Annotated in this window: 22 protein-coding genes; 13 read left to right on the top strand and 9 right to left on the bottom strand. The window is 70.0% G+C overall.

All coding sequences use genetic code 11. The annotated features are described in order from the left end of the window. The first annotated feature begins 95 nt into the window (after window positions 1-95). The 4 genes from egtA to egtD are packed head-to-tail and all read left to right on the top strand — an operon-like array spanning window position 96 to window position 4,469. The gene (gene egtA, locus ACWCQ6_RS26640) at window positions 96-1,415 is read left to right on the top strand and encodes an ergothioneine biosynthesis glutamate--cysteine ligase EgtA (protein ID WP_451093291.1); all 1,320 of its coding nucleotides are present in this window, start codon (window positions 96-98) and stop codon (window positions 1,413-1,415) included. Further along, on the top strand, window positions 1,412-2,755 hold the full coding sequence (egtB, locus tag ACWCQ6_RS26635) for an ergothioneine biosynthesis protein EgtB (RefSeq protein ID WP_451093289.1): 1,344 nt from the start codon (window positions 1,412-1,414) through the stop codon (window positions 2,753-2,755). Before egtA ends, egtB begins: the two co-directional genes overlap by 4 nt. Continuing rightward, entirely contained in the window at window positions 2,755-3,510 is a 756-nt protein-coding gene (gene egtC, locus ACWCQ6_RS26630; RefSeq protein ID WP_451093287.1) for an ergothioneine biosynthesis protein EgtC, read from the top strand. The genes egtB and egtC overlap by 1 nt, the downstream gene beginning before the upstream one ends. Next, the gene (gene egtD, locus ACWCQ6_RS26625) at window positions 3,507-4,469 is read left to right on the top strand and encodes an L-histidine N(alpha)-methyltransferase (protein WP_451093285.1); all 963 of its coding nucleotides are present in this window, start codon (window positions 3,507-3,509) and stop codon (window positions 4,467-4,469) included. The genes egtC and egtD overlap by 4 nt, the downstream gene beginning before the upstream one ends. A 277-nt stretch (window positions 4,470-4,746) precedes the next feature. Here egtD and ACWCQ6_RS26620 read toward each other — a convergent pair whose 3' ends face one another. Beyond that, the gene (locus ACWCQ6_RS26620; protein ID WP_451093283.1) at window positions 4,747-6,003 is read right to left on the bottom strand and encodes an extracellular solute-binding protein; all 1,257 of its coding nucleotides are present in this window, start codon (window positions 6,001-6,003) and stop codon (window positions 4,747-4,749) included. Window positions 6,004-6,205: 202 nt separating this feature from the next. Here ACWCQ6_RS26620 and ACWCQ6_RS26615 point away from each other — a divergent pair, with 202 nt between their 5' ends. Then, window positions 6,206-6,421: a dodecin gene (locus tag ACWCQ6_RS26615; RefSeq protein WP_451093281.1), complete on the top strand. Its 216-nt coding sequence runs from the start codon at window positions 6,206-6,208 to the stop codon at window positions 6,419-6,421. Between the two features lie 29 nt (window positions 6,422-6,450). Here the strand turns inward: ACWCQ6_RS26615 and ACWCQ6_RS26610 are convergent, their stop codons facing one another. Both ACWCQ6_RS26610 and ACWCQ6_RS26605 read right to left on the bottom strand, forming a co-directional pair. Then, entirely contained in the window at window positions 6,451-6,939 is a 489-nt protein-coding gene (locus ACWCQ6_RS26610) for a phosphatase domain-containing protein (protein ID WP_451093279.1), read from the bottom strand. Window positions 6,940-6,951: 12 nt separating this feature from the next. Then, window positions 6,952-8,031 carry a hypothetical protein gene (locus ACWCQ6_RS26605; RefSeq protein ID WP_451093277.1) on the bottom strand — a complete coding sequence of 360 codons (1,080 nt, stop codon included), beginning with the start codon at window positions 8,029-8,031 and terminating at the stop codon, window positions 6,952-6,954. 245 nt (window positions 8,032-8,276) lie between these two features. Here ACWCQ6_RS26605 and ACWCQ6_RS26600 point away from each other — a divergent pair, with 245 nt between their 5' ends. After that, entirely contained in the window at window positions 8,277-9,668 is a 1,392-nt protein-coding gene (locus ACWCQ6_RS26600) for a polysaccharide pyruvyl transferase family protein (RefSeq protein ID WP_451093275.1), read from the top strand. Between the two features lie 153 nt (window positions 9,669-9,821). Beyond that, window positions 9,822-12,245, top strand: a complete 2,424-nt coding sequence (uvrA, locus tag ACWCQ6_RS26595) for an excinuclease ABC subunit UvrA (RefSeq protein WP_451093273.1) — start codon at window positions 9,822-9,824, stop codon at window positions 12,243-12,245. 346 nt (window positions 12,246-12,591) lie between these two features. Here uvrA and ACWCQ6_RS26590 read toward each other — a convergent pair whose 3' ends face one another. Genes ACWCQ6_RS26590 through ACWCQ6_RS26580 form a run of 3 tightly spaced genes read right to left on the bottom strand, consistent with a single transcriptional unit; the run spans window position 12,592 to window position 15,993 of the window. Further along, a complete protein-coding gene (locus tag ACWCQ6_RS26590) occupies window positions 12,592-13,338 on the bottom strand; it encodes a succinate dehydrogenase/fumarate reductase iron-sulfur subunit (protein ID WP_451093271.1) in 747 nt (248 codons plus the stop codon). Continuing rightward, a complete protein-coding gene (locus ACWCQ6_RS26585) occupies window positions 13,335-15,284 on the bottom strand; it encodes a fumarate reductase/succinate dehydrogenase flavoprotein subunit (protein WP_451093269.1) in 1,950 nt (649 codons plus the stop codon). The genes ACWCQ6_RS26590 and ACWCQ6_RS26585 overlap by 4 nt, the downstream gene beginning before the upstream one ends. 1 nt (window position 15,285) lies before the next feature. Then, window positions 15,286-15,993, bottom strand: coding sequence for a succinate dehydrogenase (locus ACWCQ6_RS26580; RefSeq protein WP_451093267.1), 708 nt, complete (start codon window positions 15,991-15,993; stop codon window positions 15,286-15,288). Between the two features lie 95 nt (window positions 15,994-16,088). Between ACWCQ6_RS26580 and ACWCQ6_RS26575 the strand changes: the two genes are divergently transcribed. Beyond that, window positions 16,089-16,979 (top strand): LysR family transcriptional regulator, encoded by an 891-nt coding sequence (locus ACWCQ6_RS26575; protein ID WP_451093265.1) that lies wholly within the window; start codon window positions 16,089-16,091, stop codon window positions 16,977-16,979. Window positions 16,980-17,018: 39 nt separating this feature from the next. Here the strand turns inward: ACWCQ6_RS26575 and ACWCQ6_RS26570 are convergent, their stop codons facing one another. Then, entirely contained in the window at window positions 17,019-19,193 is a 2,175-nt protein-coding gene (locus ACWCQ6_RS26570) for a putative bifunctional diguanylate cyclase/phosphodiesterase (protein WP_451093263.1), read from the bottom strand. Further along, a complete protein-coding gene (locus ACWCQ6_RS26565) occupies window positions 19,190-20,008 on the bottom strand; it encodes an SAM-dependent methyltransferase (protein ID WP_451093261.1) in 819 nt (272 codons plus the stop codon). The genes ACWCQ6_RS26570 and ACWCQ6_RS26565 overlap by 4 nt, the downstream gene beginning before the upstream one ends. Before the next feature lie 1,011 nt (window positions 20,009-21,019). Between ACWCQ6_RS26565 and ACWCQ6_RS26560 the strand changes: the two genes are divergently transcribed. The 3 genes from ACWCQ6_RS26560 (at window position 21,020) to ACWCQ6_RS26550 (ending at window position 22,740) form a co-directional block, all read left to right on the top strand. Then, on the top strand, window positions 21,020-21,247 hold the full coding sequence (locus ACWCQ6_RS26560) for a hypothetical protein (RefSeq protein ID WP_451093259.1): 228 nt from the start codon (window positions 21,020-21,022) through the stop codon (window positions 21,245-21,247). A gap of 16 nt (window positions 21,248-21,263) precedes the next feature. Next, the gene (locus ACWCQ6_RS26555; RefSeq protein WP_451093257.1) at window positions 21,264-22,031 is read left to right on the top strand and encodes a bestrophin-like domain; all 768 of its coding nucleotides are present in this window, start codon (window positions 21,264-21,266) and stop codon (window positions 22,029-22,031) included. Between the two features lie 175 nt (window positions 22,032-22,206). Then, complete coding sequence (locus ACWCQ6_RS26550) at window positions 22,207-22,740, top strand: hypothetical protein (protein WP_451093255.1); 534 nt, start codon at window positions 22,207-22,209, stop codon at window positions 22,738-22,740. Window positions 22,741-22,812: 72 nt separating this feature from the next. Here the strand turns inward: ACWCQ6_RS26550 and ACWCQ6_RS26545 are convergent, their stop codons facing one another. Next, window positions 22,813-23,637 carry a polysaccharide deacetylase family protein gene (locus ACWCQ6_RS26545; RefSeq protein ID WP_451093252.1) on the bottom strand — a complete coding sequence of 275 codons (825 nt, stop codon included), beginning with the start codon at window positions 23,635-23,637 and terminating at the stop codon, window positions 22,813-22,815. 165 nt (window positions 23,638-23,802) lie between these two features. Between ACWCQ6_RS26545 and ACWCQ6_RS26540 the strand changes: the two genes are divergently transcribed. Both ACWCQ6_RS26540 and ACWCQ6_RS26535 read left to right on the top strand, forming a co-directional pair. After that, window positions 23,803-24,264: a universal stress protein gene (locus ACWCQ6_RS26540; RefSeq protein WP_451093250.1), complete on the top strand. Its 462-nt coding sequence runs from the start codon at window positions 23,803-23,805 to the stop codon at window positions 24,262-24,264. 109 nt (window positions 24,265-24,373) lie between these two features. Continuing rightward, window positions 24,374-25,810: an amino acid permease gene (locus ACWCQ6_RS26535; RefSeq protein ID WP_451093248.1), complete on the top strand. Its 1,437-nt coding sequence runs from the start codon at window positions 24,374-24,376 to the stop codon at window positions 25,808-25,810. Window positions 25,811-25,870: the final 60 nt, after the last annotated feature.

The following is a 25,870-nucleotide window of genomic DNA, read 5'->3' as shown; positions in this document are numbered from 1 at the left end:
GGCGCAACCGGATTTCCGTCGCAGATGGGCACCCTTGTGCGATCCATCTGTAGGGGTTTGGGTGGTGGGGAGGCACCGAGAAAAGGAGGCCCGGCATGTCGTACGACGCACCCGGCGGCCACGGTCCGCCTGGCCAGTTCCCGCCCCTGAGCGAGGGCGAGGCCGAGGATTTACTGCGCTGCATCTGCTTCAAGACGGGACCGCCCCGCAGGGTCGGCGTCGAACTCGAATGGCTCATTCATGACCGGGATCATCCCCGCGTTCCCGTACCGCACCACCGTCTCGAAGCGGCAGCCGGCATCCTCCGGGCCCTGCCCCTGAGCGCGGCGCTCACCTTCGAACCCGGCGGCCAGCTGGAGCTCAGCTCGCGCCCCGCCGACTCCCTCATGGCGTGTGTCGACGCAACCGCCGCCGATCTCACCGCGGTACGCGACGCCCTGCACCGGGTGGGGCTCGCGCCGGTCGGCATCGGCGTCGACCCGTGGCACTCCCCGCGCCGGCTGCTGCGCGAGCCCCGCTACGACGCCATGGAGGCGTCGTTCGACCGGTCGGGCCCGGCCGGTCGCGCCATGATGTGCACCACCGCGTCCGTCCAGATCTGCCTGGACGCCGGAGAGGAGGAGCCCGGTCCGCTCGGGTACGGGCGGCGCTGGCAGCTGTCCCATCTGCTGGGCGCGGTCCTGGTGGCGGCGTTCGCGAACTCGCCCCTGCGGCTCGGCCGCCCGACACCATGGCGGTCCGCCCGGCAGTCGCTCTGGGCCGACCTCGACCCGTGGCGGCCCCTGGCACCGTCCGGCGGTCTGCCGCCGCGCGAGGCCTGGACCGCGCATGTGCTGGACACCCCGGTGCTGTGCATCCGGGACGACTCGGGTCCATGGACCGTGCCGCAGGGGCTGACGTTCCGCGACTGGATCCGCACCGGCGCGCCCAGAGCACCGGTGCACGCCGACCTCGACTACCACATCAGCACGCTCTTCCCGCCCGTGCGCCCGCGCGGTCATCTGGAGCTGCGCATGATCGACGCACAGCACGGTGCGGACGGGTGGCTGGTCCCGCTCGCCGTCACCACTGCCCTGTTCGACGACCCGGAGGCCGCCGAGACCGTGTACCGCACCGTGAAACCACTGGCCGAGACGGCCGGGGCGCAACCGGCGCCACGCAATCCGCTCTGGGTCGGCGCCGCCCGCGACGGCCTGGCCGACCCCGAGCTGCGGGCCGCAGCGGCCACCTGCTTCGGGGCCGCGCTGGAAGCGCTGCCCCGGTTGGGAGCCTCGACGGCCGTCCAGGACGCCGTGGCCGGCTTCCACGACCGCTTCGTGGCCCGGGGCCGATGTCCGGCCGACGATCTTCCCGGACTGCTGGCGCCGGTCCTGCCCGGCGGTCCGGGCCACCACTTCGAGGGGCCCCGCTCATGACCCACTCCCCCATTCCCTCCGGATCCGCGCCCCAGGAGGCGGACGCCGAGGCGCTCCGGCAGCGCGCCCTTGCCGCGCTGCTCACCGCCCGTGAACGCACCGCGCTGCTCACCGACAGCGTGGACGACAACGAACTGGTCGCCCAGCACTCGCCGTTGATGTCCCCGCTGGTCTGGGACCTCGCGCACATCGGCAACCAGGAGGAGCTGTGGCTGCTGCGCGGGGTGGCCGGGCAGGAGGCGATGCGCCCGGAGATCGACGGGCTGTACGACGCCTTCGAGCATCCCCGGGCCACCCGCCCCTCGCTGCCGCTGCTGGCCCCCACCGAGGCACGTGCGTACGCCGCAGAGGTACGCGGCCGGGCCCTGGACGTCCTCGACGGCACCGCGCTCGACGGAAGCCGTCCGCTGGTGCGGGCCGGGTTCGCCTTCGGCATGATTGCCCAGCACGAACAGCAGCACGACGAAACGATGCTGATCACCCATCAGCTCCGTTCGGGCCCGGCCGTGCTGGCCGCGCCGGTGCCGCCCGCCCCCACCGACGCGGCGGACCTGCCCGCAGAGGTCCTGGTCCCGGGCGGCCCGTTCACCATGGGGACGTCCACCGAGACGTGGGCCCTGGACAACGAACGCCCCGCGCATGTGCGTGACGTACCGGGTTTCCTCATCGACACGACCCCGGTCACCTGCGGTGCGTACCAGGAGTTCATCGAGGACGGCGGCTACACCGAGCAGCGCTGGTGGGCGCCCGAGGGGTGGGCCATGGTCCGTGAGCACGAACTGACCGCTCCGCTGTTCTGGCACCGGGACGCCGGTCAGTGGCTGCGCCGCCGCTTCGGGGTCACCGAGGTGGTGCCCGGCGACGAGCCGGTGCTCCATGTCAGCTGGTACGAGGCGGACGCGTTCGCCCGCTGGGCCGGGCGCCGGCTGCCCACCGAGGCGGAGTGGGAGAAGGCGGCGCGCCACGACCCGGTGTCGGCGCGCTCCCGACGCTATCCCTGGGGCGACGAGGACCCGGCGCCCGAGTTGGCCAACCTGGGCCAGCGCCATCTGCGGCCCGCGCCTGCGGGGGCGTATGCCCAGGGCCGGTCCCCGTACGGTGCACGGCAGTTGATCGGTGATGTGTGGGAGTGGACGTCGAGCGACTTCCTTCCCTATCCCGGTTTCTCGGCGTTCCCGTACCGCGAGTACTCCGAGGTGTTCTTCGGGCCGGCCCACAAGGTGCTGCGCGGTGGTTCGTTCGCCGTGGACCCGGTGGCGTGCCGGGGGACGTTCCGCAACTGGGACCTGCCGGTGCGGCGCCAGATCTTCTCCGGGTTCCGCACCGCGAGGAATGCCTGATGTGCCGCCATATCGCCTACCTGGGACCGGCGGTGCCACTCGGCGAATTGCTGACACGGCCGCCGTACTCACTCGTGCGCCAGTCCTGGGCTCCCAGACACCAGCGGTACGGGACCGTCAACGCGGACGGCTTCGGCGTCGGCTGGTACGCGGACGGCGATCCGGTGCCCGGACGCTATCGGCGCCGCGGCCCGGTCTGGGGCGACGAGACTTTCGCCGACCTGGCCAGGGTGGTGCGCAGCACGGCGCTGCTCGCCGCCGTCCGTGACGCCACCGAAGCAGGCGCCGACGGTGAGGCGGCGGCCGCGCCGTTCGCCGCCGGGCCGCTGCTGTTCAGCCACAACGGTGCGGTGAAGGGCTGGCCGCACTCCGTGGCGCTGCTCGCTGCCGCGCTGCCGCCGGCCGAGCTGCTCACCCTTACCGCGCGCTGCGACTCGGCCCTTGTCTGGGCCCTCGTCCGGCACCGTCTGGCCGACGGCGACGCACTGCCGCAGGCCGTCGCCGACACCGTGCTCGACGTGGCGGCCGCGGCGCCGGAGTCCCGGCTGAACCTGCTGCTGACCGACGGTTCGACGGTCGTCGCGACCGCCTGGGGGGACACCCTTTCGTATCTCGCCGAGCCGGGCCTGCGCACGGTCGTGGCCTCGGAGCCGTACGACGACGATCCGCGCTGGCGCGCGGTCCCCGACCGCACCTTGCTGACGGCGACCCGTACCGACGTTCTGCTGACCCCTCTCAAGGAGCCCGCCGAGTGAGTCCCTTTCTGCTGACCCGTACCCTGCCGGTGGACGCTACGGACGCGGCGCTGCGCGCCGATGTCCTGTACGGTCTGACCCGGCACCCGAAATCACTACCACCCAAGTGGTTCTACGACGCGCACGGCAGTGAGCTGTTCGAGGAGATCACCCGGCTGCCCGAGTACTATCCGACCCGCGCCGAGCGCGAGATCCTGATCGACCGCGCCGACGAGATCGCCCGGGTGTCCGGGGCTCGGACCCTGATCGAACTGGGGTCCGGATCGTCCGAGAAGACCCGGCACCTGCTGGACGCGCTGCCCGCACTGCACAGTTACGTACCGGTCGATGTGAGCGAGAGCGCGCTGCGCGGTGCCGCCGAGGCACTCCTCGCGCAGCGGCCCGAGCTCTCCGTGCATGCGCTGATCGCCGATTTCACCGGCGGACTCGCGCTGCCGGGTGCACCGGGGCCCCGACTGATCGCTTTCCTGGGCGGCACGATCGGCAATCTGCTGCCCGACGAGCGAGCGGCATTCCTGAAGTCCGTACGGTCGCTGCTCTCCCCGGGCGACGCGCTGCTGCTCGGCACCGATCTGGTGAAGGAGGAGAAGGCGCTGATCGCCGCGTACGACGATGCGGCCGGGGTGACCGCGGAGTTCAACAGGAACGTTCTGGGGGTCGTGAACCGTGAGTTGGGCGCGGACTTCGACCCTGCCGGTTTCGGCCATGTGGCGCTGTGGGATCCGGAGCACGAATGGATCGAGATGCGGCTGCGGGCCCGTCGGGCGCACACCGTGAAGATCCCGGACCTGGATCTGGTGGTGTCCTTCGAGGCGGGTGAGGAGTTGCGTACGGAGGTGTCGGCCAAGTTCCGCCAGGAGGGGGTCCGGGCGGAGCTCGGCTCGGCCGGTCTGCGGCTGGATCAGTGGTGGACGGATTCCGGTGGCAGGTTCGCGCTCTCGTTGGCGACGGTGGTCTGAGCACGGCGGGCCAGGGCCCGGCGGTCGGGCAGGACGCGCGCCGGGATCGGCGGCAGAACGCGGATCCCGGCGGTCAGGTCGGCCGCCGTCACCACCCGCCGCAGTGAGGCGATGAGCGGATCGTCGCCGACGAACGCGGCCGCGCCGGCCGGGGCGGTGTGTTCCGCCGGTGCGGCGCGGTAGCTGATGTGTACCGGCCGGACCGTGGCGTCCGCACTGAATCCCGGGGGTGGCCGACGACGGCCTCGTCCGGCCGCCTTCCGGCGGATCGCACGGGTCAGCTCCCGGCGAGCCCGGAGGTGATCTTCTCCGAAGCGGTCTTCGCCTCCTGCCGCGGGTCGCCGCCGTCGAGCACCGCCGTCATGTACGGCTTGATCGGGTTGTCGGCCTCGACGTCCGCCCACTGCGGCGAGTTCGGGGTCGCGCGGCCCTGGGTGGCGCCACGGGCCATCGCCGCGGTGCCTTCCTGACCCACGACAACGCGCGCCAGAGCTGGCTTGTTGGGCACGTAGCTCATGGTCCTGGCGAGTTCCTCCTGCCACTTGCGGCCCGCCAGCGCCTTGATCACCTCGATGCCCTCGGCGCGCTGGTCCGCCTTGTCCGGAACGATCAGGTCGGATCCGCCGGTGAAAACGGCCCCGGGCTCCTTCGCGGTCTTGCCCGGGATCGGGAAGTAGCCCAGTTTTCCCTTGAGTTCGGGATTCTGCTTCTCGATCCGGGCGACGGAACCGGGCACCGAAATGATCTGTGCGACGTCCCCCTCGGCGAACACATCGACCTGCGGGGGCTTTTCCTCGTCCGCGTTCTTGGGGCCGTCGCCGAGCGCCTGGAGTTCCTTGTAGAAGTTCATTCCCCGGATCGCGGCGGGGCTGTCCAGGGCGCCTTCCCACTCGCCGCCCTTCTCCTCGGCCAGTTCGCCGCCCTCGTCCCAGATGAATCCGGCGAGGACGTACCAGTTCTGGCCCGCGAGATAGATGCCCTGATTGCCGTTCCGGTTCAGCAGTCGGCTGTCCTCGATCCACTCGTCCCGGGTCTTCGGCGGGTTCTTTATGCCTGCGTGCTCGAAGAGCTCCTTGTTGTAGATCACCACCCGGTTGGCCGCGTACCAGGGAATTCCGTACTGCATGCCGTCGATGCTGCCCGGGTCGGCGAGACCGGGCAGCCACTCCTCACTGCCGAGATCGCGCACGGACTCCAGGGTGAGATCGCGCAGGCCGCCGCTCTCCGCGTACCGGGCGACCTGGGTGTTTCCGACCTCGATGACATCCGGGGTGTCCTTGCCCTTGAGCGCGCCGATGACCTTCGGTCCGATTCCGCTCCAGCTCTGGAACTTGAACTCGAGCTCGACGGCCGGATGCTCGTCCTGATAGGCCTTCGTGAACCGCTTCAGGAAATCGGCGGAGACACTGTCCTTCATCAGCCAGATCGTGACCTTCTTGCCGCCGGACGCCTCCGAGCCCGAGCCCAGCCCGCATCCCCCCAGCGCGAAGACGGAAGCGAGCGCGACGGCTCCGACGAGTATGCGGTTCTTCACCAGGTTCACCTTCTGCGAAACGGCGCGACTGAATTCAGGGACCCGGTGTGGGGGACTGCGGGCAACGCTCGCACGGGCGTGGCTGGATTTTGGTATGGACCAATGAATTGGTCAAGGCCCGTTCGCAGGGCATCCAGCACGCCGAACTCTCGCGGACTCAGGCCGGGTGGGGCACCGTGGTAGGAACGAAAGGGGACATCAGATGTCAAACCACACCTACCGGGTCACCGAAATCGTGGGGACCTCCCATGAGGGCGTCGACGACGCCATCCGCAGAGGCATCGCAAGAGCCTCGGAAACGTTGCACAATCTCGATTGGTTCGAGATCACGGAGGTACGCGGCGAGATCAAGGACGGTCGGGTCGAGCACTACCAGGTGGGGCTGAAAGTAGGCTTCCGGCTCGACGAGACGAGCTGAAGCCCGCCCGGACGTACACCCCGCAGGGTTCAGGTGCGGCCCTCGCGCTCCTGCGCGTCCCTGAGCACGTCCGACGGCTTCGCCCAGCGAGCCCGCACCACGGCGAAGCCCGCCCGCTCCGCCGCGTCGCAGACGAGTTCGTCGTCATCGACCAGCATCCGCACCTCACGCTCCCGGCCCAGCCGCCGCAGGATCTCCAGCTTGGTGTGCCGGGCCGGCCTGCGGTCGTCGTCGCGGCGCATGTACACCCGCCCCTCGGGCAGTCCGTGCTGCGCCAGCCAGGCCACGGTGTCGCGGCGGCACCGCTCCGGTCGCCCGGTGAGATACCTGACCTCGCAGCTCTCGGCGCTGCTCAGCGCCAGCCGGACTCCTTCGGGAAGCGGCGGGTCGTCGACGGCCGCCGAGAAGAAGCCGTTCCAGTCGCGCCGGCGGCCCTCCAGGAAGTGCTGCCGGTGGCCGCTGTCCGCAAGCGTGCCGTCCAAGTCGAATACGGCCAGGGGCCGGTGGTCGCTTCTCACACCTCCAGCAAATCAGACCAGCGCGGCCACCAGCAGCACCAGCACCACCACCCCGGCCACCACCGCGGCGACCCGCAGGGACCGGCGCCTCGACCAGACCGGGAGGACCTCGGGGCCGCCGGCCCCGGGGAAGACGTAGAAGACGTGGTCGGGATCGTCCGGGACCACGACCGAAACCATGTGCAGCCACCCGATCTCGACGCGCCTGGCCACCTCGTCCGGCCGGGGCGCCAGCGCCGATTCGACCGCCTTCACGTGGGCGGGGTCCAGGGCGTCGGGGAGCGGATCGTCGGCCGAGGTCAGCGTGGCCCGTTCCCACGCCCCGGTGCGCCCGGTCCGCCGGCGGACCCGCAGCGGCGGCGCCGGGTCCGGGAGTTTCGCCGTGCTCCGCTGCGGGACATGTCCGACCGAGCCGGCCGTCCACCGGGTGATCAGTCCCGTGCCGTCGCACGGGGTGTGCTTCGTCGACCTCTCGCCTTCGCAGACCGGGCAGTCCCGGAAGCCCGTGTCGTCGCACTGCGGGCACTTCTTGGTGCCCCACCCCCGGCACTGCGGACAGGCGGTGCGGGGTTTGCGGCACTTCGTGCAGGTGGTCCGCCCGGCGAGCCGCTTCTCCCGCTCCGGCCCGGCCGGCGCACGGTCCTTGCGGCGTTCGCCCGTGCCGTCGCACCATGTGCACGGCTCGACGCCCTCGCAGGCCGGACACAACGGGCCGATGTCGCAGCGCAGTTTCCCCTTGGCCCGGCAGCGCGAGCACGGTTGCCTGCCTTCGTCGCAGCCGCAGTCCACCGTCCGCACCGAGCCGTGGAGCACGAACTCCACGTTCCGTGTCCGGGCCGGGTCCTTCGGCGGCTCGACCGGATGGTCGCGCAACTCCCCCTCGTACGTCGGTTGCCCCGAGGTGTCGTACGTGCCGGGCCTGGTCTCCGGGCGTGTGCTGCGGGTCTCCACGGAACGGACGATGCACAGGTCGAGCATCGGATGCCGGGTGATGTCGGCGCCGGCCCGCCGCAACCGGGGCCCCTGCCCCGGGCGGCCGATGTGCCGGGCGATCGCTTCGAGGATCTCGTCCTCGGACAGTGCTTCGGCCATGACCGCGCTTCCACCTCCCCGGCAGACGCGCCCGCGCGCCCGAGGCAGCGTACGGGCGGGGCCGTCCGGCGTACAAGAGGGCGTACGAGGAGCCCGCGCGGGCCGCAACCCGCGTCCGTTGAAACACCACGCGCGCCCACCCGTGCGCGGATGTGCCATCCACCGCTCACGTTCCACCAAGATCGCAAAAGGTTGTACAGGATGCGCGTGGAAGCGAAAGCGTTTGTAAAGCTATATTCAGGTTTGTGGCATCCAACGTTAACGATGTGAAGCGAATACTCCTGCGTTCAGGGAAGAGCCCCTACGACGTCGTCCCTGTCGAGCGCGCCCTCCATGAGGACGTGTTCGCCACCAACTCGGGCAACCTGATCTTCAGCGACGCCGCTCACAAGATCCTTGAGACGCCACGTTCGGAGGTGGTGTCGAACGGCATCACCACCAGGGTCGCCGACGCGGACCGCATCAACAGCGAGTTCGACGTTTTCGTCATCCCGCTCGCCAACGCCTTCCGGCCGTCCTTCGAAGCGCAGCTGAAGCGGCTGACCCAGCTCATCTCGAAGCTGAAGATCCCGGTGGTCGTCCCGGGCGTGGGCGCCCAGACCGGCATCAACTACTCCGCGGACCGGCTGAAGCCGATGCAGTCCACGGTCTACGACTTCGTCTCCGCCGTGCTCGACCACAGCGCCTCGATCGGCGTGCGCGGGGAGTTCACCGAACGGTATCTGCGGGACATGGGTTTCCGTGACGTGGACGTCATAGGCTGCCCCTCGATGTTCCTCCACGGCAACAGGCTCGTCGTCCGCGAGGACGGCCGGTCGCTCGGGCCCGAGTCACACATCGCCGTCAACGGATCGCACGACGCGGTGCGCAAGCACAAGCTCGGGCAGATCATCAACCGCACCCACACGCGCTACCCCCACCTCCGGTTCATCGGCCAGAACCTCTCCGACGCCCGTCAGCTGCACTGGCGCGACATGTCCCACCAGAACGCCGCGGTCACCAACATCCCCACCCATCCCGACCACCCGATGTACGGGGAGGACAAGGTCCGGGTCTACATCGACCCGGTCACCTGGATGGACGACCTGCGGGGCTTCGACTTCTCCTTCGGCTCCCGGATCCACGGCAACATCGCGGCGCTGCTGGCCGGAACGCCGGCCACCGTGCTCTGCGGGGACTCCCGGACACTGGAGCTGTGCCGCTACTTCGACATCCCGCACCGGACGCTCGCGAAGGTCCCGGCCGATCTGGACCCCGCCGATCTGCACGCCGCGGCGGACTTCGGGCCGCTGATGCGCGGTCACCAGGAGCGCTTCGACCGGTTCCTGAACTTCCTCGACAAGAACGGCCTGGAGAACACCTTCACCCACGGCGACGGCGGCGCGGCCTTCGAGACCCGGATGAGCAAACTGTCCTTCCCGCCGGGCGTCCGCCCCTGGATCGGCTCCGACCCCGCCGCGACGGCGCCGCGGCTGAACTGGCTCCAGACCCAGCTGAGCGAACTCACCGCCGAGAACACCCAGCTCAAGCGGCAGCTGCTGAAGAAGACCTCGCTGCCCGCCCAGCGCTCCACGTACCAGCGCGCCCGCAGCGTCGTGGGACGGCCCATCAAGCGCGCCCTGCGCCCCTCCAGGTAGGTCTCCGCCCGAACGGAACCGCGGGGCCGGCCGCCCGACGGCGCCGGCCTCCGGTCCTTGCGGGCCGGACGGCGCCCGCCGCCCCGTGCCTAGAATCGGATTGTTCGCCCCGGGCCGTCGGCCCTGCCCCGATCCGTACGGAGACCCGCGCACATGTCCACCCCCCACGATCCGTACGTCCGGGTGCGCGGCGCCTGTGAGCACAATCTCCAGGACGTCTCGGTCGACATCCCGCGCGACACCCTCACGGTCTTCACCGGCGTCTCCGGTTCCGGAAAGTCCTCCCTCGCGTTCGGGACGATCTACGCGGAGGCCCAGCGCCGCTACTTCGAGTCCGTCGCCCCGTACGCCCGCCGGCTGATCCATCAGGTCGGTGCGCCCGCGGTCGGCGAAGTCACCGGTCTGCCGCCCGCCGTCTCCCTGGAGCAGCGCCGCTCGGCGCCCGGTGCGCGTTCGTCCGTCGGCACGGTCACCACGCTCTCCAACTTCCTGCGGATGCTGTTCTCCCGGGCCGGGGAGTATCCCGCCGGTGCCGAACGGCTGGACTCCGACGCCTTCTCGCCGAACACCGCCGCCGGGGCGTGCCCTCAATGCCACGGACTCGGCCTCGTCCACCGCACCACCGAAGAGCTGCTGGTCCCCGACCCCTCGCTGTCGATCCGGGACGGTGCGATCGCCGCCTGGCCGGGGGCCTGGCAGGGCAAGAACCTGCGCGATGTGCTGGACGCGCTGGGGTACGACATCGACCGGCCGTGGCGCGAACTGGGTGCCGAGGAGCGGGAGTGGATCCTGTTCACCGACGAGCAGCCGGTGGTGACGGTCCATCCGGTGCGGGAGGCGGGGCGTATCCAGCGCCCCTACCAGGGCACGTACACCAGCGCCCGCCGCTATGTGATGCACACTTTCGCGGACTCCAAGAGCCGCACCCTGCGGGAGAAGGCCGAGCGGTTCCTGTCCAGTGCCCCGTGTCCGGTCTGCGGTGGCAGCCGGCTGCGTCCGGAGGCGCTGGCCGTCACCTTCGCCGGCCGCACGATCGCGGAGCTGGCCGCGCTGCCGCTGACCTCGCTCGCCGAGTTGCTGCGCACGGCGGGCGGCAGCGACACGGCGCGGGTGCTGACGGCGGATCTGCTGGGCCGGATCGAGACGGTCACCGAGCTCGGCCTCGGCTATCTCAGCCTCGACCGCACGGCTCCGACGCTCTCCGCGGGCGAGTTGCAACGGCTGCGGCTCGCCACCCAGTTGCGCTCGGGCCTCTTCGGCGTCGTCTATGTGCTGGACGAGCCGTCGGCCGGTCTCCATCCGGCGGACACCGAGTCGCTGCTGGGGGTGCTGGGGCGCCTGAAGGAGGCCGGGAACTCGGTCTTCGTCGTGGAGCACCAGATGGACGTGGTGCGACGTGCGGACTGGCTGGTCGACGTGGGGCCGCTGGCCGGTGAGCACGGCGGCCGGGTGCTGCACAGCGGTCCCCCGGCGGGGCTCGCGGAGGTGGCGGAGTCGGCCACCCGGCGTTTCCTCTTCGACGGCGGGCCGAAGCCGGTGCGGGAGGTGCGTACGGCGTCGGGGTGGCTGAGGCTGAGCCGGGTCGACCGGCACAATGTGCGGGGCGTGGACGCCGCGTTCCCGCTCGGGGTCTTCACTGCCGTGACCGGGGTCTCGGGGTCGGGGAAGTCGACGCTCGTCGGGCAGGTCCTGGCCGGTGCGCTCGCCGACCGGCAGGCCTCCACCACCACGGACCCGTCCGCCCAGCGCCCCGCGCCGTGGTGCGCGTCGGCGCGGGGGCTGGAGGCGGTGGACCGTCTCGTACAGGTCGACCAGCGGCCGATCGGCCGTACCCCCCGGTCCAACCTGGCCACGTACACCGGGCTGTTCGACGTGGTACGGAAGCTGTTCGCCGGTACGGACACGGCCCGGGAGCGGGGCTACAGGGCCGGGCGGTTCTCCTTCAATGTGGCGGGCGGGCGGTGCGAGACCTGCCAGGGCGAGGGGTTCGTCTCGGTGGAGCTGCTCTTCCTGCCCAGTACATACGCTCCCTGTCCGGACTGTCACGGCGCACGGTACAACCCGCAGACGCTGGAGGTCACGCTGCGCGGACTGGACATCGCGCAGGTGCTGGATCTGACGGTGGAGTCGGCTGCCGGGTTCTTCGCGGGTACGCCGGCCGCCGAGCGCAGTCTGCGCACGCTGCTGGACGTCGGGCTCGGCTATCTGCGGCTCGGGCAGCCCGCGACGGAGCTTTCGGGCGGTGAGGCCCAGCGCATCAAGCTCGCCGCCGAACTCCAGCGAACCCGCCGGGGCCACACCCTGTATCTGCTGGACGAGCCGACGACGGGGCTGCACCCCGCCGATGTCGACGTGCTGATGCGGCAGTTGCAGGGCCTCGTCGACGCGGGCGACACAGTGGTAGTCGTGGAGCACGACATGGCGGTGGTGGCGGGTGCCGACTGGGTGATCGACCTCGGCCCCGGCGGCGGCGACCGGGGCGGCCGGATCGTGGCGGCGGGACCGCCCGTGGAGGTGGCCCGGGTCCCGGAGAGCCGGACGGCTCCGTACCTCCGGACCGCACTCCATCTCGACTGACCGTTCAATCGCCGTCAACTCCCCTAGTAATCAAGCGAGTTGCCAGAACAAGCAAAGGGGAACGAAACAGTGAAGAACATTGACAGCCATTTCATCCAGACCAGTCAAGGGCATGCCTCGCGACCGCTCCTTGCCGTGCGGCACGTGACCCCGGCCGGGAATCACAGGAACGGGCCGCGCCCCTCCCGGCGCGGCCGAGCCGAGCGAGCCGCCGGGGCGGATGAGACTGCCTGGTCCAGGCGGTGGGCGGCCTCCGGGGCCGGGCGCCGGGCCGTGTCCGCAAGAGCCCCTGGAAACCACCCCCGGAGGGCAGGTGGGGCCTTGCGGACATGGCCCGGCGCCCCGCTCAGCGGCGCACCTTGCGGATGGCCCGCAGCCATTCCTTGTTCATGGCCGAGATCGACGGCAGCGGGATGCCCTTGGGGCAGGCGGTGGCGCACTCCCCGGTGAGGGTGCAGCCGCCGAAGCCCTCGCTGTCCATCTGGCCGACCATGTCGAGTACCCGGGTCTCGCGCTCCGGGGCTCCCTGCGGCAGGACGTTGAGGTGGTTGATCTTCGCCGAGGTGAAGAGCATCGCCGAGCCGTTGGGGCAGGCCGCCACACAGGCGCCGCAGCCGATGCACTCGGCGTGCTCGAAGGCGAAGTCGGCGTCCGGCTTGGGCACCGGGGTGGCATGCGCCTCGGGGGCGGTGCCGGTCGGGGCGGAGATGTAGCCGCCCGCCTGGATGATCCGGTCGAAGGCCGAGCGGTCCACGACCAGGTCCTTGACGACCGGGAAGGCGGAGGCGCGCCACGGCTCGATGTCGATGGTGTCGCCGTCCTTGAAGGACCGCATGTGGAGCTGGCAGGTGGTGGTGCGCTCGGGGCCGTGGGCATCGCCGTTGATGACGAGGCTGCAGGCGCCGCAGATGCCTTCGCGGCAGTCGTGGTCGAAGGCGACGGGGTCGTCACCTGCGAGGATGAGTTCCTCGTTGAGGGTGTCGAGCATTTCGAGGAACGACATGTCCTGCGAGATGCCGTCCACTTCGTAGGTGGACATGGCGCCGGGTGCGTCGGCGTTCTTCTGGCGCCAGACGCGCAGGGTGAGCTTCATGCGTAGCTCCGCTGAGTGGGGTGGACGTACTCGAAGACGAGGTCTTCCTTGTGCAGGACGGGGGCCCGGCCGGCGCCGGAGAACTCCCAGGCTGCGGCGTAGGAGAACTCCTCGTCCCGGCGGGCGGCTTCGCCGTCCGGGGTCTGTGACTCCTCGCGGAAGTGGCCTCCGCAGGACTCGGCGCGGTGCAGTGCGTCGAGGCACATGAGCTCGGCGAGCTCCAGGTAGTCGACGATGCGGTTGGCCTTCTCCAGCGACTGGTTGAACTCGTCGCCGGTGCCGGGCACCTTGATGCGGCGCCAGAACTCCTCGCGGATCCGCGGGATCCGGTCGAGCGCCTTGCGCAGCCCGTCCTCGGTGCGGGCCATGCCGCAGTACTCCCACATGAGTTCACCGATCTCGCGGTGGAAGGAGTCTGGGGTGCGGTCGCCGTTCACGGAGAGCAGCAGGTTCAGCCGGTCCTCGGTGTCGGCGACGGCCTCCTCGACCACGGGGTGCGAGGCGTCGATCTCGTCGTGGTGCGGATTGCGGGCCAGGTAGTCGTTGATCGTCGACGGCAGGACGAAGTAGCCGTCGGCGAGACCCTGCATCAGCGCGGAGGCGCCGAGCCGGTTGGCGCCGTGGTCGGAGAAGTTGGCCTCGCCGATGGCGAAGAGCCCCGGAATGGTGGTCTGGAGGTCGTAGTCGACCCAGAGTCCGCCCATCGTGTAGTGCACGGCGGGGTAGATCCGCATCGGGGTCTCGTACGGGTCCTCCGCCGTGATCCGCGCGTACATGTCGAAGAGGTTGCCGTACTTCTCCTCGACCTTGTCCCGGCCCATCCGCTGGATGGCTTCGGCGAAGTCCAGGTAGACGCCCTGGCCGCCGGGACCGACGCCGCGTCCCTCGTCGCAGACGTTCTTCGCGGCGCGGGAGGCGATGTCCCTCGGGACGAGGTTGCCGAAGGCGGGGTAGATGCGCTCCAGGTAGTAGTCGCGTTCGTCCTCGGGGATCTCGTTGGCGGCACGGTTGTCGCCCTTGGCCTTCGGGACCCAGATCCGGCCGTCGTTGCGCAGCGACTCGCTCATCAGCGTCAGCTTGGACTGGTGGTCGCCGGTGCGCGGGATGCAGGTGGGGTGGATCTGGGTGAAGCAGGGGTTGGCGAAGTAGGCTCCGCGGCGGTGGGCGCGCCAGACGGCGGTGGCGTTGGAGTTCATGGCGTTCGTCGACAGGTAGAAGACGTTGCCGTAGCCGCCGCTGGCCAGGACGACCGCGTCGGCGAAGTAGGTGTCGATCTTCCCGGTGACGAGGTCACGGGCGACGATGCCGCGGGCCTTGCCGTCGACGACGATCAGGTCGAGCATCTCGGTTCGGGCGTGCAGTTCGACATTGCCCGCGGCGATCTGCCGCGACAGTGCCTGGTAGGCGCCGAGCAGGAGCTGCTGTCCCGTCTGGCCCCGGGCGTAGAAGGTGCGGGAGACCTGGACGCCGCCGAAGGAGCGGTTGTCGAGGAGGCCGCCGTACTCCCGGGCGAAGGGGACGCCCTGGGCGACGCACTGGTCGATGATCTCCACGGAGATCTGGGCGAGCCGGTGGACATTGGACTCGCGGGCGCGGAAGTCGCCGCCCTTGACGGTGTCGTAGAAGAGCCGGTGGATCGAGTCGCCGTCGTTGCGGTAGTTCTTCGCGGCGTTGATGCCGCCCTGGGCGGCGACCGAGTGGGCGCGGCGGGGCGAGTCCTGGAAGCAGAACTGGACGACGTGGTAGCCCTGTTCGGCGAGGGTCGCGCCGGCCGAGCCGCCGGCGAGGCCGGTGCCGACGACGATGACGGTGTGCTTGCGCCGGTTGGCCGGGTTGACCAGCTTGGCCTGGAAGCGGCGGGTGTCCCAGCGTTCGGCGACGGGGCCCTCGGGGGCCTTGGTGTCGACGACGGGCGCGCCTGTCTCGTAGTGCGAGTAGTCGGTCATGTCAGCTCACGACTCCGGTCATGACGGCGACGGGTACGGAGATGAAGCCCACCGTCAGCACCAGTGCGAGGACGTTGGCGATGGTCTTGAGAACACGTTCGCGGGTCGCTCTGCCCGCGCCGAGGGTCTGTGCGGCGCTCCAGAATCCGTGCTGGACATGGAGTCCGAGGGCGAGCATGGCGACGATGTAGATGACGTTGCCGTACCAGGTGGAGAAGGTGTCGATGACGTTCTGGTACGGGTGCCCGGACTGGAATCCGCCGGAGTGCACGGTGCCCGTCGTCAGGTCGAGGATGTGCCAGACGATGAACAGGGCGAGGATGATCCCGCCCCAGCGCATGGTGCGGGTGGCATAGCCGGCGCGCGGCTTCTTGTGTACGTATTTGGCGGGGCGCGCCCGGATGTCGCGGCGGCTCAGCTGGTACGCGGAGATCGCGTGCAGCACCACGGCGGCGACGAGCACGACGCGGACGATCCACAGGGCCCACTCGTAGTGCAGGAAGGGCTCGCCCATGGTCCGCAGCCAGTGCGCGTAGTGGTTGAACTCGCCGGACCCGAAGAAGATCTTCAGGTTGCCGAGCATATGGACGACCAAGTAGAGCAGCATGATCAGGCCGCTCACGGCCATGATCGTCTTCTTGCCGACGGACGAGTCCCAGAGCGTACGCGTCATGGACGGCCGTCGGTCCGTCCGGGTTGCCAATGCCATGGACACGACGCTAGGACCGAACCACCTCATCAGTCCAAGACATGGACCGGCTCATATTCATAGGCTGAAGCTATCGTGCTAGCTAGAGTGGGCTCATGCAGTTCCAGCAGCTCACGTATTTCGTGGCCGTGGCCGAGACCCGCCATTTCACCCGTGCCGCCGAGGCGGTGCATGTCTCGCAGCCCTCGCTCTCCCAGCAGATCAGGGCACTGGAGAGCGAGCTGGGGGCGGAGCTGTTCAGCCGGGCGCGCGGCAACATCACGCTCACCGACGCGGGCGAGGCCCTGCTGCCGCTGGCCCGCCGCATCCTCGCGGACGCCGACACGGCACGCCACGAGGTGCAGGAGCTGGCTCAGCTCCGCCGGGGCCGGGTCAGGCTCGGCGCGACGCCCAGCCTCTGCACCGGCCTGCTCCCCGACGTGCTGCGCGCCTTCCACGACCGGCATCCGGGGATCCGGCTGCTGCTGGAGGAGGGCGGCTCGCTCGACCTGGTACGGGGGCTGGCACGCGGCGCACTCGATCTCGCCCTGGTCGTGCTGCCGCTGCCCGCCGCGTCCCCCGCGCTCACGACGGTCGAGCTGCTCCAGGAGGACCTGGTCGTGGTGTCATCAGCACAGGCGCCCCGGCCCGGCCGGGGCGGGAGGGTACGGATCGCCGACCTCCAGGACGAGCCCCTGGTGATGTTCCGGCACGGCTACGACCTGCGGGAGCTGACGGTCGCCGCCTGCCGGGCGGAGGGCTTCGAGCCCTCGTTCACGGTGGAGGGCGGGGAGATGGACGCGGTGCTCGGCTTCGTCCGGGCGGGGCTCGGGATCGCGGTGGTGCCCAGCATGGTCGCCGGCCGGTCCGGCCACGGGCTGCGGACCACACCGCTGGCCCGGCCGGGCCTGCGACGCACGATCGCCCTCGCGCACCGCAGCGACGTGGCTCCGCCGCGCGCCGCACGCGAGCTGCAGAAGGTGCTGCTCACCGCCGGACGGGCCTGAGCCGGCCCGTCCGGCGGAGGACGGCCGGCCCCGCCTCCCTCACACCGCGTCGGCCAGCAGCAGCGAGTGGATCCGGTCCGGCGCACCCGGCCGGGCGTAGTACCAGCCCTGAGCCGTGTCGCAGCCCAGCTTGCGCAGCTGCTCCGCCTGGGCCCCGGTCTCCACGCCCTCCACCGTGACCGCGAGGTCCAGGCTGTGCGCCAGCGAGACGATCCCCTCGACGATCTTCAGATCGACCGGATCGGCCGGGTGCTGCTGCATGCCCATCGTGAAGGAACGGTCCAGCTTGAGGACGCTCACCGGCAGCCGACGCAGATTCGCCAGGTTCGAGTACCCGGTGCCGAAGTCGTCGAGCGCTATGTCCACGCCCATTTCGGCCAGTTGCCGCAGCGGCTTGAGCAGGTCGTCGTCCGCGCCGATGAGCGCGGACTCCGTGACCTCCAGGCAGAGCGCGCCGGGTTCGAGCCCCGAGCGCTCCAGCACGTCGACCGTCTCGGCGACCAGCCCGGGATGGTGCAGCTGGGTGGGCGAGAGATTGACGTTGATCCGCAGGGGACCGCCGTCGGTGTGTCTCTCCTGCCAGAAGTTGGCCTGCCGTACGGACTCCTCCAGCACCCAGCGGCCCAGGGGCACGATCAGCCCGGTGTGCTCGGCGAGCGGGATGAACCGGTCCGGGCCGAGCACCCCGTGCTGCGGGTGGCACCAGCGCACCAGCGCCTCCGCACCGTGCACCGTGCCGTCGTCGAGGTGCACGAGCGGCTGGTACTCGATGAAGAACTCACCGCGTTCCAGGGCGGCGGGCAGCGCGGTGGTCAGCCCGTGCCGCGTGATGGCCCGGGCGTCCGCCTCGTCGTCGGCGAGCTCGAAGCGGTTGCCGCCCGCCGACTTGGCCCGGTACATCGTGATGTCGGCGCTGCGCAGCACCTCGGCGGCATTGCGCTCGCGGGCCGGTCCCTCGACGACCCCGATGGATCCGCGTACGGTCAGCTCGCGGCCGTCCAGGCGGATCGGGGTACCGAGCACGCCGAGGATGCGGCAGGCGAGTTCGACGACCTCCGTCTCGGTGTCGGGACCGGTGGTCAGGGCCACGAACTCGTCGCCGCCGAGCCTCGCGACCATCTCGCCGCGCGCGGTCGCGCAGCTCTGCAGCCGGTCGGCCACCTCGACCAGCAGCCGGTCCCCGGACGCATGGCCGAGGCTGTCGTTGATCGCCTTGAAGCCGTCCAGGTCGAGGTAGCACAGGCCGAATCGGCTGCTGTCGTCGGCGGACAGCGCCTTCTCCAGCCGTTCGAAGAACAGCGTCCGGTTGGGCAGGCCGGTGAGCGCGTCGTGCGTGGCCTCGTACCGCAGCCGCAGATTGAGCAGCCGGCGCTCGGTGGTGTCCTCCATCAGCGCCAGCTGGTACTGCGGCTTGCCCTCGGCGTCACGCAGCAGAGACACCGTCAGATTGGTCCACAGCACGGTGCCGTCATTGCGGTAGTACGGCTTCTCGACCCGGTAGTGCTCGCGTTCGCCGCGCACCAGCTCGTCGTAGTACTTCCAGACGTGCGGCGAGTCCTCGGGGTGGACCCATTCGTTGACCTTGTGGCTGCGCACATGGTGGTCGAGTCCGCCGAACATCCGGGTGAGGGTGTCGTTGACCTCCAGCACATTGCCGTCCAGGTCGGCGATGCCGATGCCGATGGCCGCGTCCTTGAACACGGCGCGGAAACGCGCCTCGGTCGCGTGCAGTGCGCGTTCGGCCTCCGAGCGGGCGGTGAGCGCGGAGCGCGCGATGGCCTCCTGCTCCAACAGGGTGCGCTCGCGCAGCGCCTGGGTGAAGCCGCCCGCGAGGGCATGCTGGATCCGGGCGCAGCGGGCCCTGCTGTCCTCTGTCGACAACGCCGTCACGCCGTTGCTCCCGCAGTAGAGCACCAGGTACGAGTCGACGACACCGAGCGTGCTGCTCAGCGCGTCCGGGTCCGTGCAGTGCGCTGCGACGAGGGCGGCTCCCACCTCGCTCGCGGGCGCCGCGTCGAAGGGCCGGGCGTGCAGGATGTCGCTGAGCCAGCGGGCCAGCGGCAGCAGATGCTGTTCGAACTCCGTGCGCGTCAAGGAGGTGGCCGTCGAGGGGAAGATGGCCCGGCTCCAGATCGTGGCGAATCTCCGGAGTCGGTCCTCGGGACCGTCGGGCTCCGTGTCCGGCGTACCGGACGACTGGGCGGGAATGCTCACGCCTTGCGTCCCACTCCCGCGAAGCCCGAGAACGCGAATGGGTCCTCCTGCTCCGCCACCACCGGGGTGTCCGGGCGCCAGTGCGGCATCGACACGAGTCCGGGCTCGACCATCTCGTACCCCTCGAAGAAGCTCGCGATCTCGTCGCGGGACCGCATCACCAGGGGGTTACGGATGCTCTTGTAGACCTCGACCGTGCCGCCCGCCTCTTCCCGGGTGAGCGGAATGCCTTCGTACGAGGCATGGGTGAGGACGATGAGACTGCCGGGGGCGAGTGCTTCGCGCAGTTCGGCGACCGCGGTCTGCGGGTCGTCGGTGTCCTCGATGAAGTGGAGCACCGCGACGAGCAGCAGGGCCACCGGGCGGTCCAGGTCGAGCAGCCCGGAGATCTCCGGGCTCTTCACGATCTCCTGCGGGCGGCGCAGATCCGCGGCGGCGATCACCGCCCGGTCGTTTCCGTCGAGTACGGCCTGGCTGTGCGCGACCGCGACCGGGTCGTGATCCACGTACGCCACCCGGGCCTCGGGGTCGGCCGCCTGGGCGACTTCGTGGACATTGCCGAAGGTCGGTATTCCGGAGCCGATGTCCAGAAACTGGGTGATTCCCTCACTCACCGCGTAACGCACGGCTCTGCGCATAAACGCGCGATTCGCCTGCATGATCTTGGGGAGTCCAGGCATGAACTCCATGGCCTTGCGCGCCGCTTCCCGGTCCACCTCGAAATTGTGCGATCCGCCCAGATAGAAGTCGTACATGCGGGACACGCTCGGCACCGAAATGTCTATGCCTCGCGGTGCCCAGGCGGGACGCTCCATCAATGTCTCCATCAAGTCGCCACGGCGATCCGGCCATGTTCATGGTCAGTGTTGACCAGAGGCTACTGATCGTCCGCCAAGAGAGCGAGCGGAAACGGAAATTAGCCGTCCGTTATTGGTCACACACCAGTGGCATGTGCAACCAGCCCGTCGCTACGGGTGACATTCGACATCGGACCGCTCCGGGGGAGATGCATGTGTCGCCCGCGACAGCTTGCACCGCTCACACCGCGGCCGTTGAAGTATCCGGTGATGCAGCCGGTTTCACATCGCGGAGAAAAGGTCTGGACCGGATGGCGGCCGATGTCCTGCCACTTGACTCCGCCGGACCGATTGCGGGTGACAAATCACTTGGCGGCGACGTGATTGACAGCATTCTTTACCAACGAGGCAATAGTTGTTGACTCCACGGGAGAGGCTCCCGCGCCGGCCCGCTCCACCGCCCGTACGACCCCCGTCGAACCGTCGCCCACCGCCGGTCGGACGAGGGGTTCAGCCAGGAACATGCGTCAACTCACGCACAGCGCATCCTGGTTGCGTACCGCGCTCGCCTCAACCGCCGCCTTGGGTACGGGCCGCGTCCCCGCCCGTTCCACCAGGGCCTCGTGATTTCCCCCTGCGGCAAACACCCGCCGCCCCATGTCCCCACCATCAGGCGAATCCCGCCCTCGCACCGCGTGTCCCGGGAGCGGCCGGAACATGCTCCCGCTCGTGTACGGATCACTCATAGGACGGCTCACGGCAGCCGTCGCCCTGCTCTGGCTGCTGAGCGCCCCGGTGCCCGCGGTTGCGGACAGCTGCGCATACGCCTCCGTCGGTGAGAACGGAGGCAGTTCATCGGTCGCCACGTCGGGCGACGGCCAGTGCCACGCGGGCCCGATGCCCGAGCCGACGCCACCGCCCACACCACAACCACCGTCCCCGCCACCCACGCCTTCTCCGCCTCCGCCACTTCCTCCCCCACCGCCCCCCGCACCGCCACCCGCACCGCCGCGACCGGAGCCGGAGCCCGTGCCCACACTGCCTGCACCGACACCCACACCCACACCCGCACCCACTCCGACGCCCACACGCTCCGCACGCCCCACACCGCCCTCGCCCCGGCCCGTTGCCCTGCCCGCCCACCGCAAGCCGCCGCGCAAGGCCGTGCGGCACGGCACCTCCCTGGTCACCCTCACCCTGCTGATCACGGCGCCCGCGGTGTTCGCCGTCGCCGTACTGCGTCCACGCTCCCGCTGACCTCCGGAGGATCACCATGTCGGAATGGCTTGTTCTCGCCCTCGCCATGGTCGCGGCGAGTGCCGTCGTCCTGACCATCGCCGTGCTCAACAACCGCCGGATCGGGGAGGACGACGACCCGTCCGAGACCCCTGACGTCATCGAGTACATGACGATGATGATCGGCGTGGTCTACGCGATCGTGCTGGGCCTCGCCATCGCGGGCGTCTGGGAGGGCCGCGGTGCCGCTCAGGAGTACGTACGCCTGGAGGCCCAGGCCCTGCACGAGGTGCAGGCCCGCTCCGCCGTGTACCCGGCCGAGGTGCGCTCCCGTATCCGCGCCGATGTCGACGCCTATGTCCATCACGTCGTCCACGACGAGTGGCGGGCGATGAGCGAGCACGGCACCCTCACCGCCGAGGGGGCCCGCCTCCTGGACCGGGTACGCGCCGACGTCACCCAGTACCGGCCGACAAACGACCACGAGGGGCAGGCATATCAGCCACTGGTCGACGAGGTGGCCGCGGCCGACGACGCGCGCGGCGCACGCGGCCAGAGCGCCGGTGCGACCATGCCGGGCGTGGTCTGGTTCGGCCTGATCATCGGAGCCCTGGTGACCGTGGGGCTGTTGTTCACGCTGCAGATCCGCAGATCCTTCCGCGAACTGCTGCTGGCCGGCCTCTTCAGTGTCCTGATCGCCTTTCTGCTCTTCCTGATCTGGGACTTCGACTCCCCCTTCGGGCGGAACATCTCGGCCACCGCGGCACCGTTCCTCGATCTGTTCCCGCGCGCCGCGGGCGGATAGCGGTCCGCCGAGACACAGGCGGTGCGCCGCTCGGGCGAAGCCGGTGCCCCGAGCGGCGCACTCCGATCGCGGAGAAAATCCGTGACTCCTAGCGTTTGGCGGGTCGAGGTGCATTTCTGACACTTTGTGGAAACTCGTTCCGCAAGTGCTCCTCGGGGATCCGGAGGACTCACCCATGCGCGCCGCAATATGTGTCGCACCCGTCGCCCTGCTCGGCGCCGCACTCGCCCTGACCGCTCCGGCCGCAGTCGCGGACACGGTGGCATCGGGGAGCGCGTCCTCCGCGACCGGATTCACCGTCACTCCGTCGGTGATCACGCCGGGAAGCCAGGTCACGCTGGCCGCCCGGGGGTGCCCTACCACCGCAACCGCCGGCTCGGGTGTCTTCGACACCGTCACCATTCCCAGAGGCCGCTCCGTCGCGGCCACGGTCGACTGGGACGCGAAACCCGGCGCTTCCTACGAAGTGACGTTCATCTGCGACACGTCGCCCGACTCCCCCGCGAAGTCCGGTCTCACGATCGCCGCGCCCTCGCACGCGCCCACCGGCGGTGCCACGGTGGCCGCGGCCGGTGTGGAGAGCGGGCTCGGCGGTGGCATCGGCACGACGAGCACCGTGAAGACCACCGCCGGAACGGCGTTGGCGGTGGTCGCGGCAGCCGGCGCCGTGTATCTGGCACGCCGTCGCGGGGAGAGCCGCGCGCACTGAGAGCAGGGGCAGTGCGCCGACCGGACGAGAAGTCGCCCCGGGTCCTGTCGCGGGACCCGGGGCGCCGCCGGCTCAGTGGCGCTGCGGCACCGTGATCCGGTAGCCGTCGTCGAGCAGTTCGGGCACATACCTGCGCAGTGCGGCCACGCTCTGCGTACGGTCGCCCCCCGCGTCGTGCGAACGCACGACGACGCCGGGGGCGGCGCCGTCCAGAACGCGCCGGACGATGGTGCCGACGCCGGGTTCGGTCAAGTCCAAGGTATCGACGGTCCAGGCCATCGGTTCCATGCCCATTTCGGCACCGATCTCGAAGGAGTTGCGGTTCCACGCCCCGTACGGTGCCCGGTACCAGAGCGGCGGAGCGCCGGTGATCTTCTCGATGACCTCGCTGGTGGCGCCCAGTTCGTCGCGGACACCGGCCCGGGAGAGTCTGGTGACCAGGCGATGGGTCCAGGAGTGATTCCCGATGGTGTGACCGTCGTCGGCGATGGCCCGCACCAGGTCCTGGTGGTCGTTGGCCCTCTCTCCGCGGACGAAGAACATCGCGCGGACATCGTGTTCGCGCAGAATCGCGAGGATGTGCGGGGTGCAGAGCGGGTCGGGCCCGTCGTCGAAGGTGAGCACCATGGCGCGCCCGATCTCGGGCAGCTCCTCGAAGGGCCTCGTGCGGACCGGCGGCGCGGCCGGCCGGAAATGGGGCGGGGTGCCCGCGGTCATGGGCTGGAGCCGGTAGGCGGTGGGCTGTGCCCGGAAGGCAGGCGGGGCTCCGGCCGCCCCGGCCGGGAACGTTTCTCCGGCCGGATCCGCTGCGACCAAGCGCACGGCAGCGGCCGCACCGAGCCCGGCAGCCAGTCCCAGCAGCCTCCTGCGCCCCGGCAGCCTCTGATAATTTTTCATGACCAACTGCTCGCACGTCGGTGGCCACGCCCCCGTCACCGACACCGGCCGCCGAGGGTTTTGCACCCGATGGAAGGATCTCCGCCACGCCATCCGGCAGCTCCCGAAGAGGCCCTGCCGCAGTCCGCTACGGGGCAGGAACGGGCAGCGGATAGCCTCACTGCCGTGACAGAACCCCAGCCTCATACGTTCGAACGTGGCACAGACGGCCCGAAAGTGATCGTCGCAGGCCTGGACGGGTCCGATTCCTCCATGCGTGCCGCTGCCTACGCTGCGGGGCTGGCCCGCCGCCAGGGCGCCATGCTCGCCCTCGTCTACGTCCAGCCCGTGCTGCCCGCGGGGGCCGCCCTGGGCGCCCCGGTCACCGATACGACCGGCGAGGTCGCGGAGGGGCTGGTGAGCGAGATCCGGGAGGCGACGCGCCGGATGAAGGACATATGGGATGTGCGCTGGGAGTTCCACACCTTCCGCGGCGACCCGTACAACGGCCTCGTGACCGCGGCGGACGAACTGAAGGCGGATGCCGTGGTCGTGGGCGCCTCGGAATCGGCCGGGCACCGGTTCATCGGTTCGGTCGCGATCCGGCTGGTGAAGGCGGGCCGTTGGCCCGTCACGGTGGTCCCGTAAGCGTCCCGGAATCCTCCGCTCCGCCGGACGGCACGCCGTCTTCCGCACCGGCCCCGCCTGAGCCATCATGAGCGCCCGTCAGGGACAGCCGTCAGCGGAGAGGTGACTCATGGCAAGGCTCCGAGTGGGCGAGGGTGTGCTGCGCCGCAAGCCGATCGAGCAGATCGACGAGCAAGGGCCCGCGGGAGAAGCCGCCACTCAGCTCACCAGAACGCTCGGCCTGTGGCAGCTCACCGCGATCGGCGTGGGCGGCATCATCGGCGCGGGCATCTTCACCCTCGCGGGCACGGTGGCGAACGGAACCGCCGGCCCGGCCGTCCTGATCTCGTTCCTGATCGCCGGTTTGGCGAGCGCGGCGGCCGCGTTCAGCTACGCGGAGTTCGCGGGCCTGATCCCGAAGGCCGGCTCCGCCTACACCTACGGCTACGCGGTGCTCGGCGAGCTGGTGGGCTGGTTCATCGGCTGGGACCTGCTGCTGGAGTACACGGCGATCGTGGCGGTGGTCGCGATCGGCATCTCCGGCTACTTCAGCTTCCTGCTCGGGGAGATGGGGCTCGAAGTGCCGAAGTGGATGCTGGGTGCGCCCGGCACGGGCGACGGCCACAAGGTGGACCTGTTCGCCGCCCTGCTCTGTCTGCTCGTCGCGTATCTGCTGACCCTCGGGATCAAGAACGCCGCCCGCTTCGAGACGATCGTGGTCGTCCTGAAGGTCCTGGTCGTCCTGCTGGTCATCGGCGTCGGCGTGTTCCACATCGACACCGCCAACTACAGCCCGTTCTTCCCGTACGGGATCAGTGGGGCCTTCACCGGTGCGGCCACGGTGTTCTTCGCGGTGTTCGGGTACGACGCCATGTCGACGGCCGCCGAGGAGTCCAAGGACGCCCAGCGCCACATGCCGAAGGCGATCCTGTACTCCCTCGCGATCTCCATGGTGCTCTATGTGGCGGCGTGCCTGGTGCTCACGGGGATGCAGAGCTACGAGGACATCGATCCGGAGTCCGGATTCTCCACGGCCTTCAAGTCGGTGGGGCTCGACCGGCTCGCCGATGTGATCGCGGTGGGCGCGATCATCGGCATCCTCACGGTGATGTTCACCTTCATGCTCGGCGTGACCCGGGTCTGGTTCTCGATGAGCCGTGACGGGCTGCTGCCCAAGTGGTTCGCCAAGACTCACCCGACCCGGCACGTGCCGACCCGGGTGACCTGGATCGTCGGTGCGGCCTCGGCGCTGATCGCCGGGTTCCTGCCGATCGGCGAGGCGGCCGAGCTGACGAACATCGGCATTCTGCTGGCGTTCGTCGTGGTGTGCATCGCGGTGATCGTGCTGCGTTACAAGCAGCCGGATCTGCCGCGCACCTTCCGCACCCCCGGCATGCCGTTCGTCCCGGCCCTCGGGGTGGTGTTCTCGGTCTGGCTGATCACCTTCCTGCAGTGGCAGACCTGGGTGCGGTTCCTGGTGTGGTTCCTGGTCGGTCTGGTCATCTACTTCGGCTACTCGTACCGGAAGTCGGAGATGGCGAAGACGCCGGGGACGGGGACGGGCTGACCGGGTGGAGAACACCACCCAGGGCGGCGACACCTACGACTTCGACCTGTCGTTCGTCCT

This window comes from Streptomyces sp. NPDC001880 (assembly GCF_053594575.1).
This window is presented reverse-complemented; position numbering and strand designations above follow the sequence as displayed.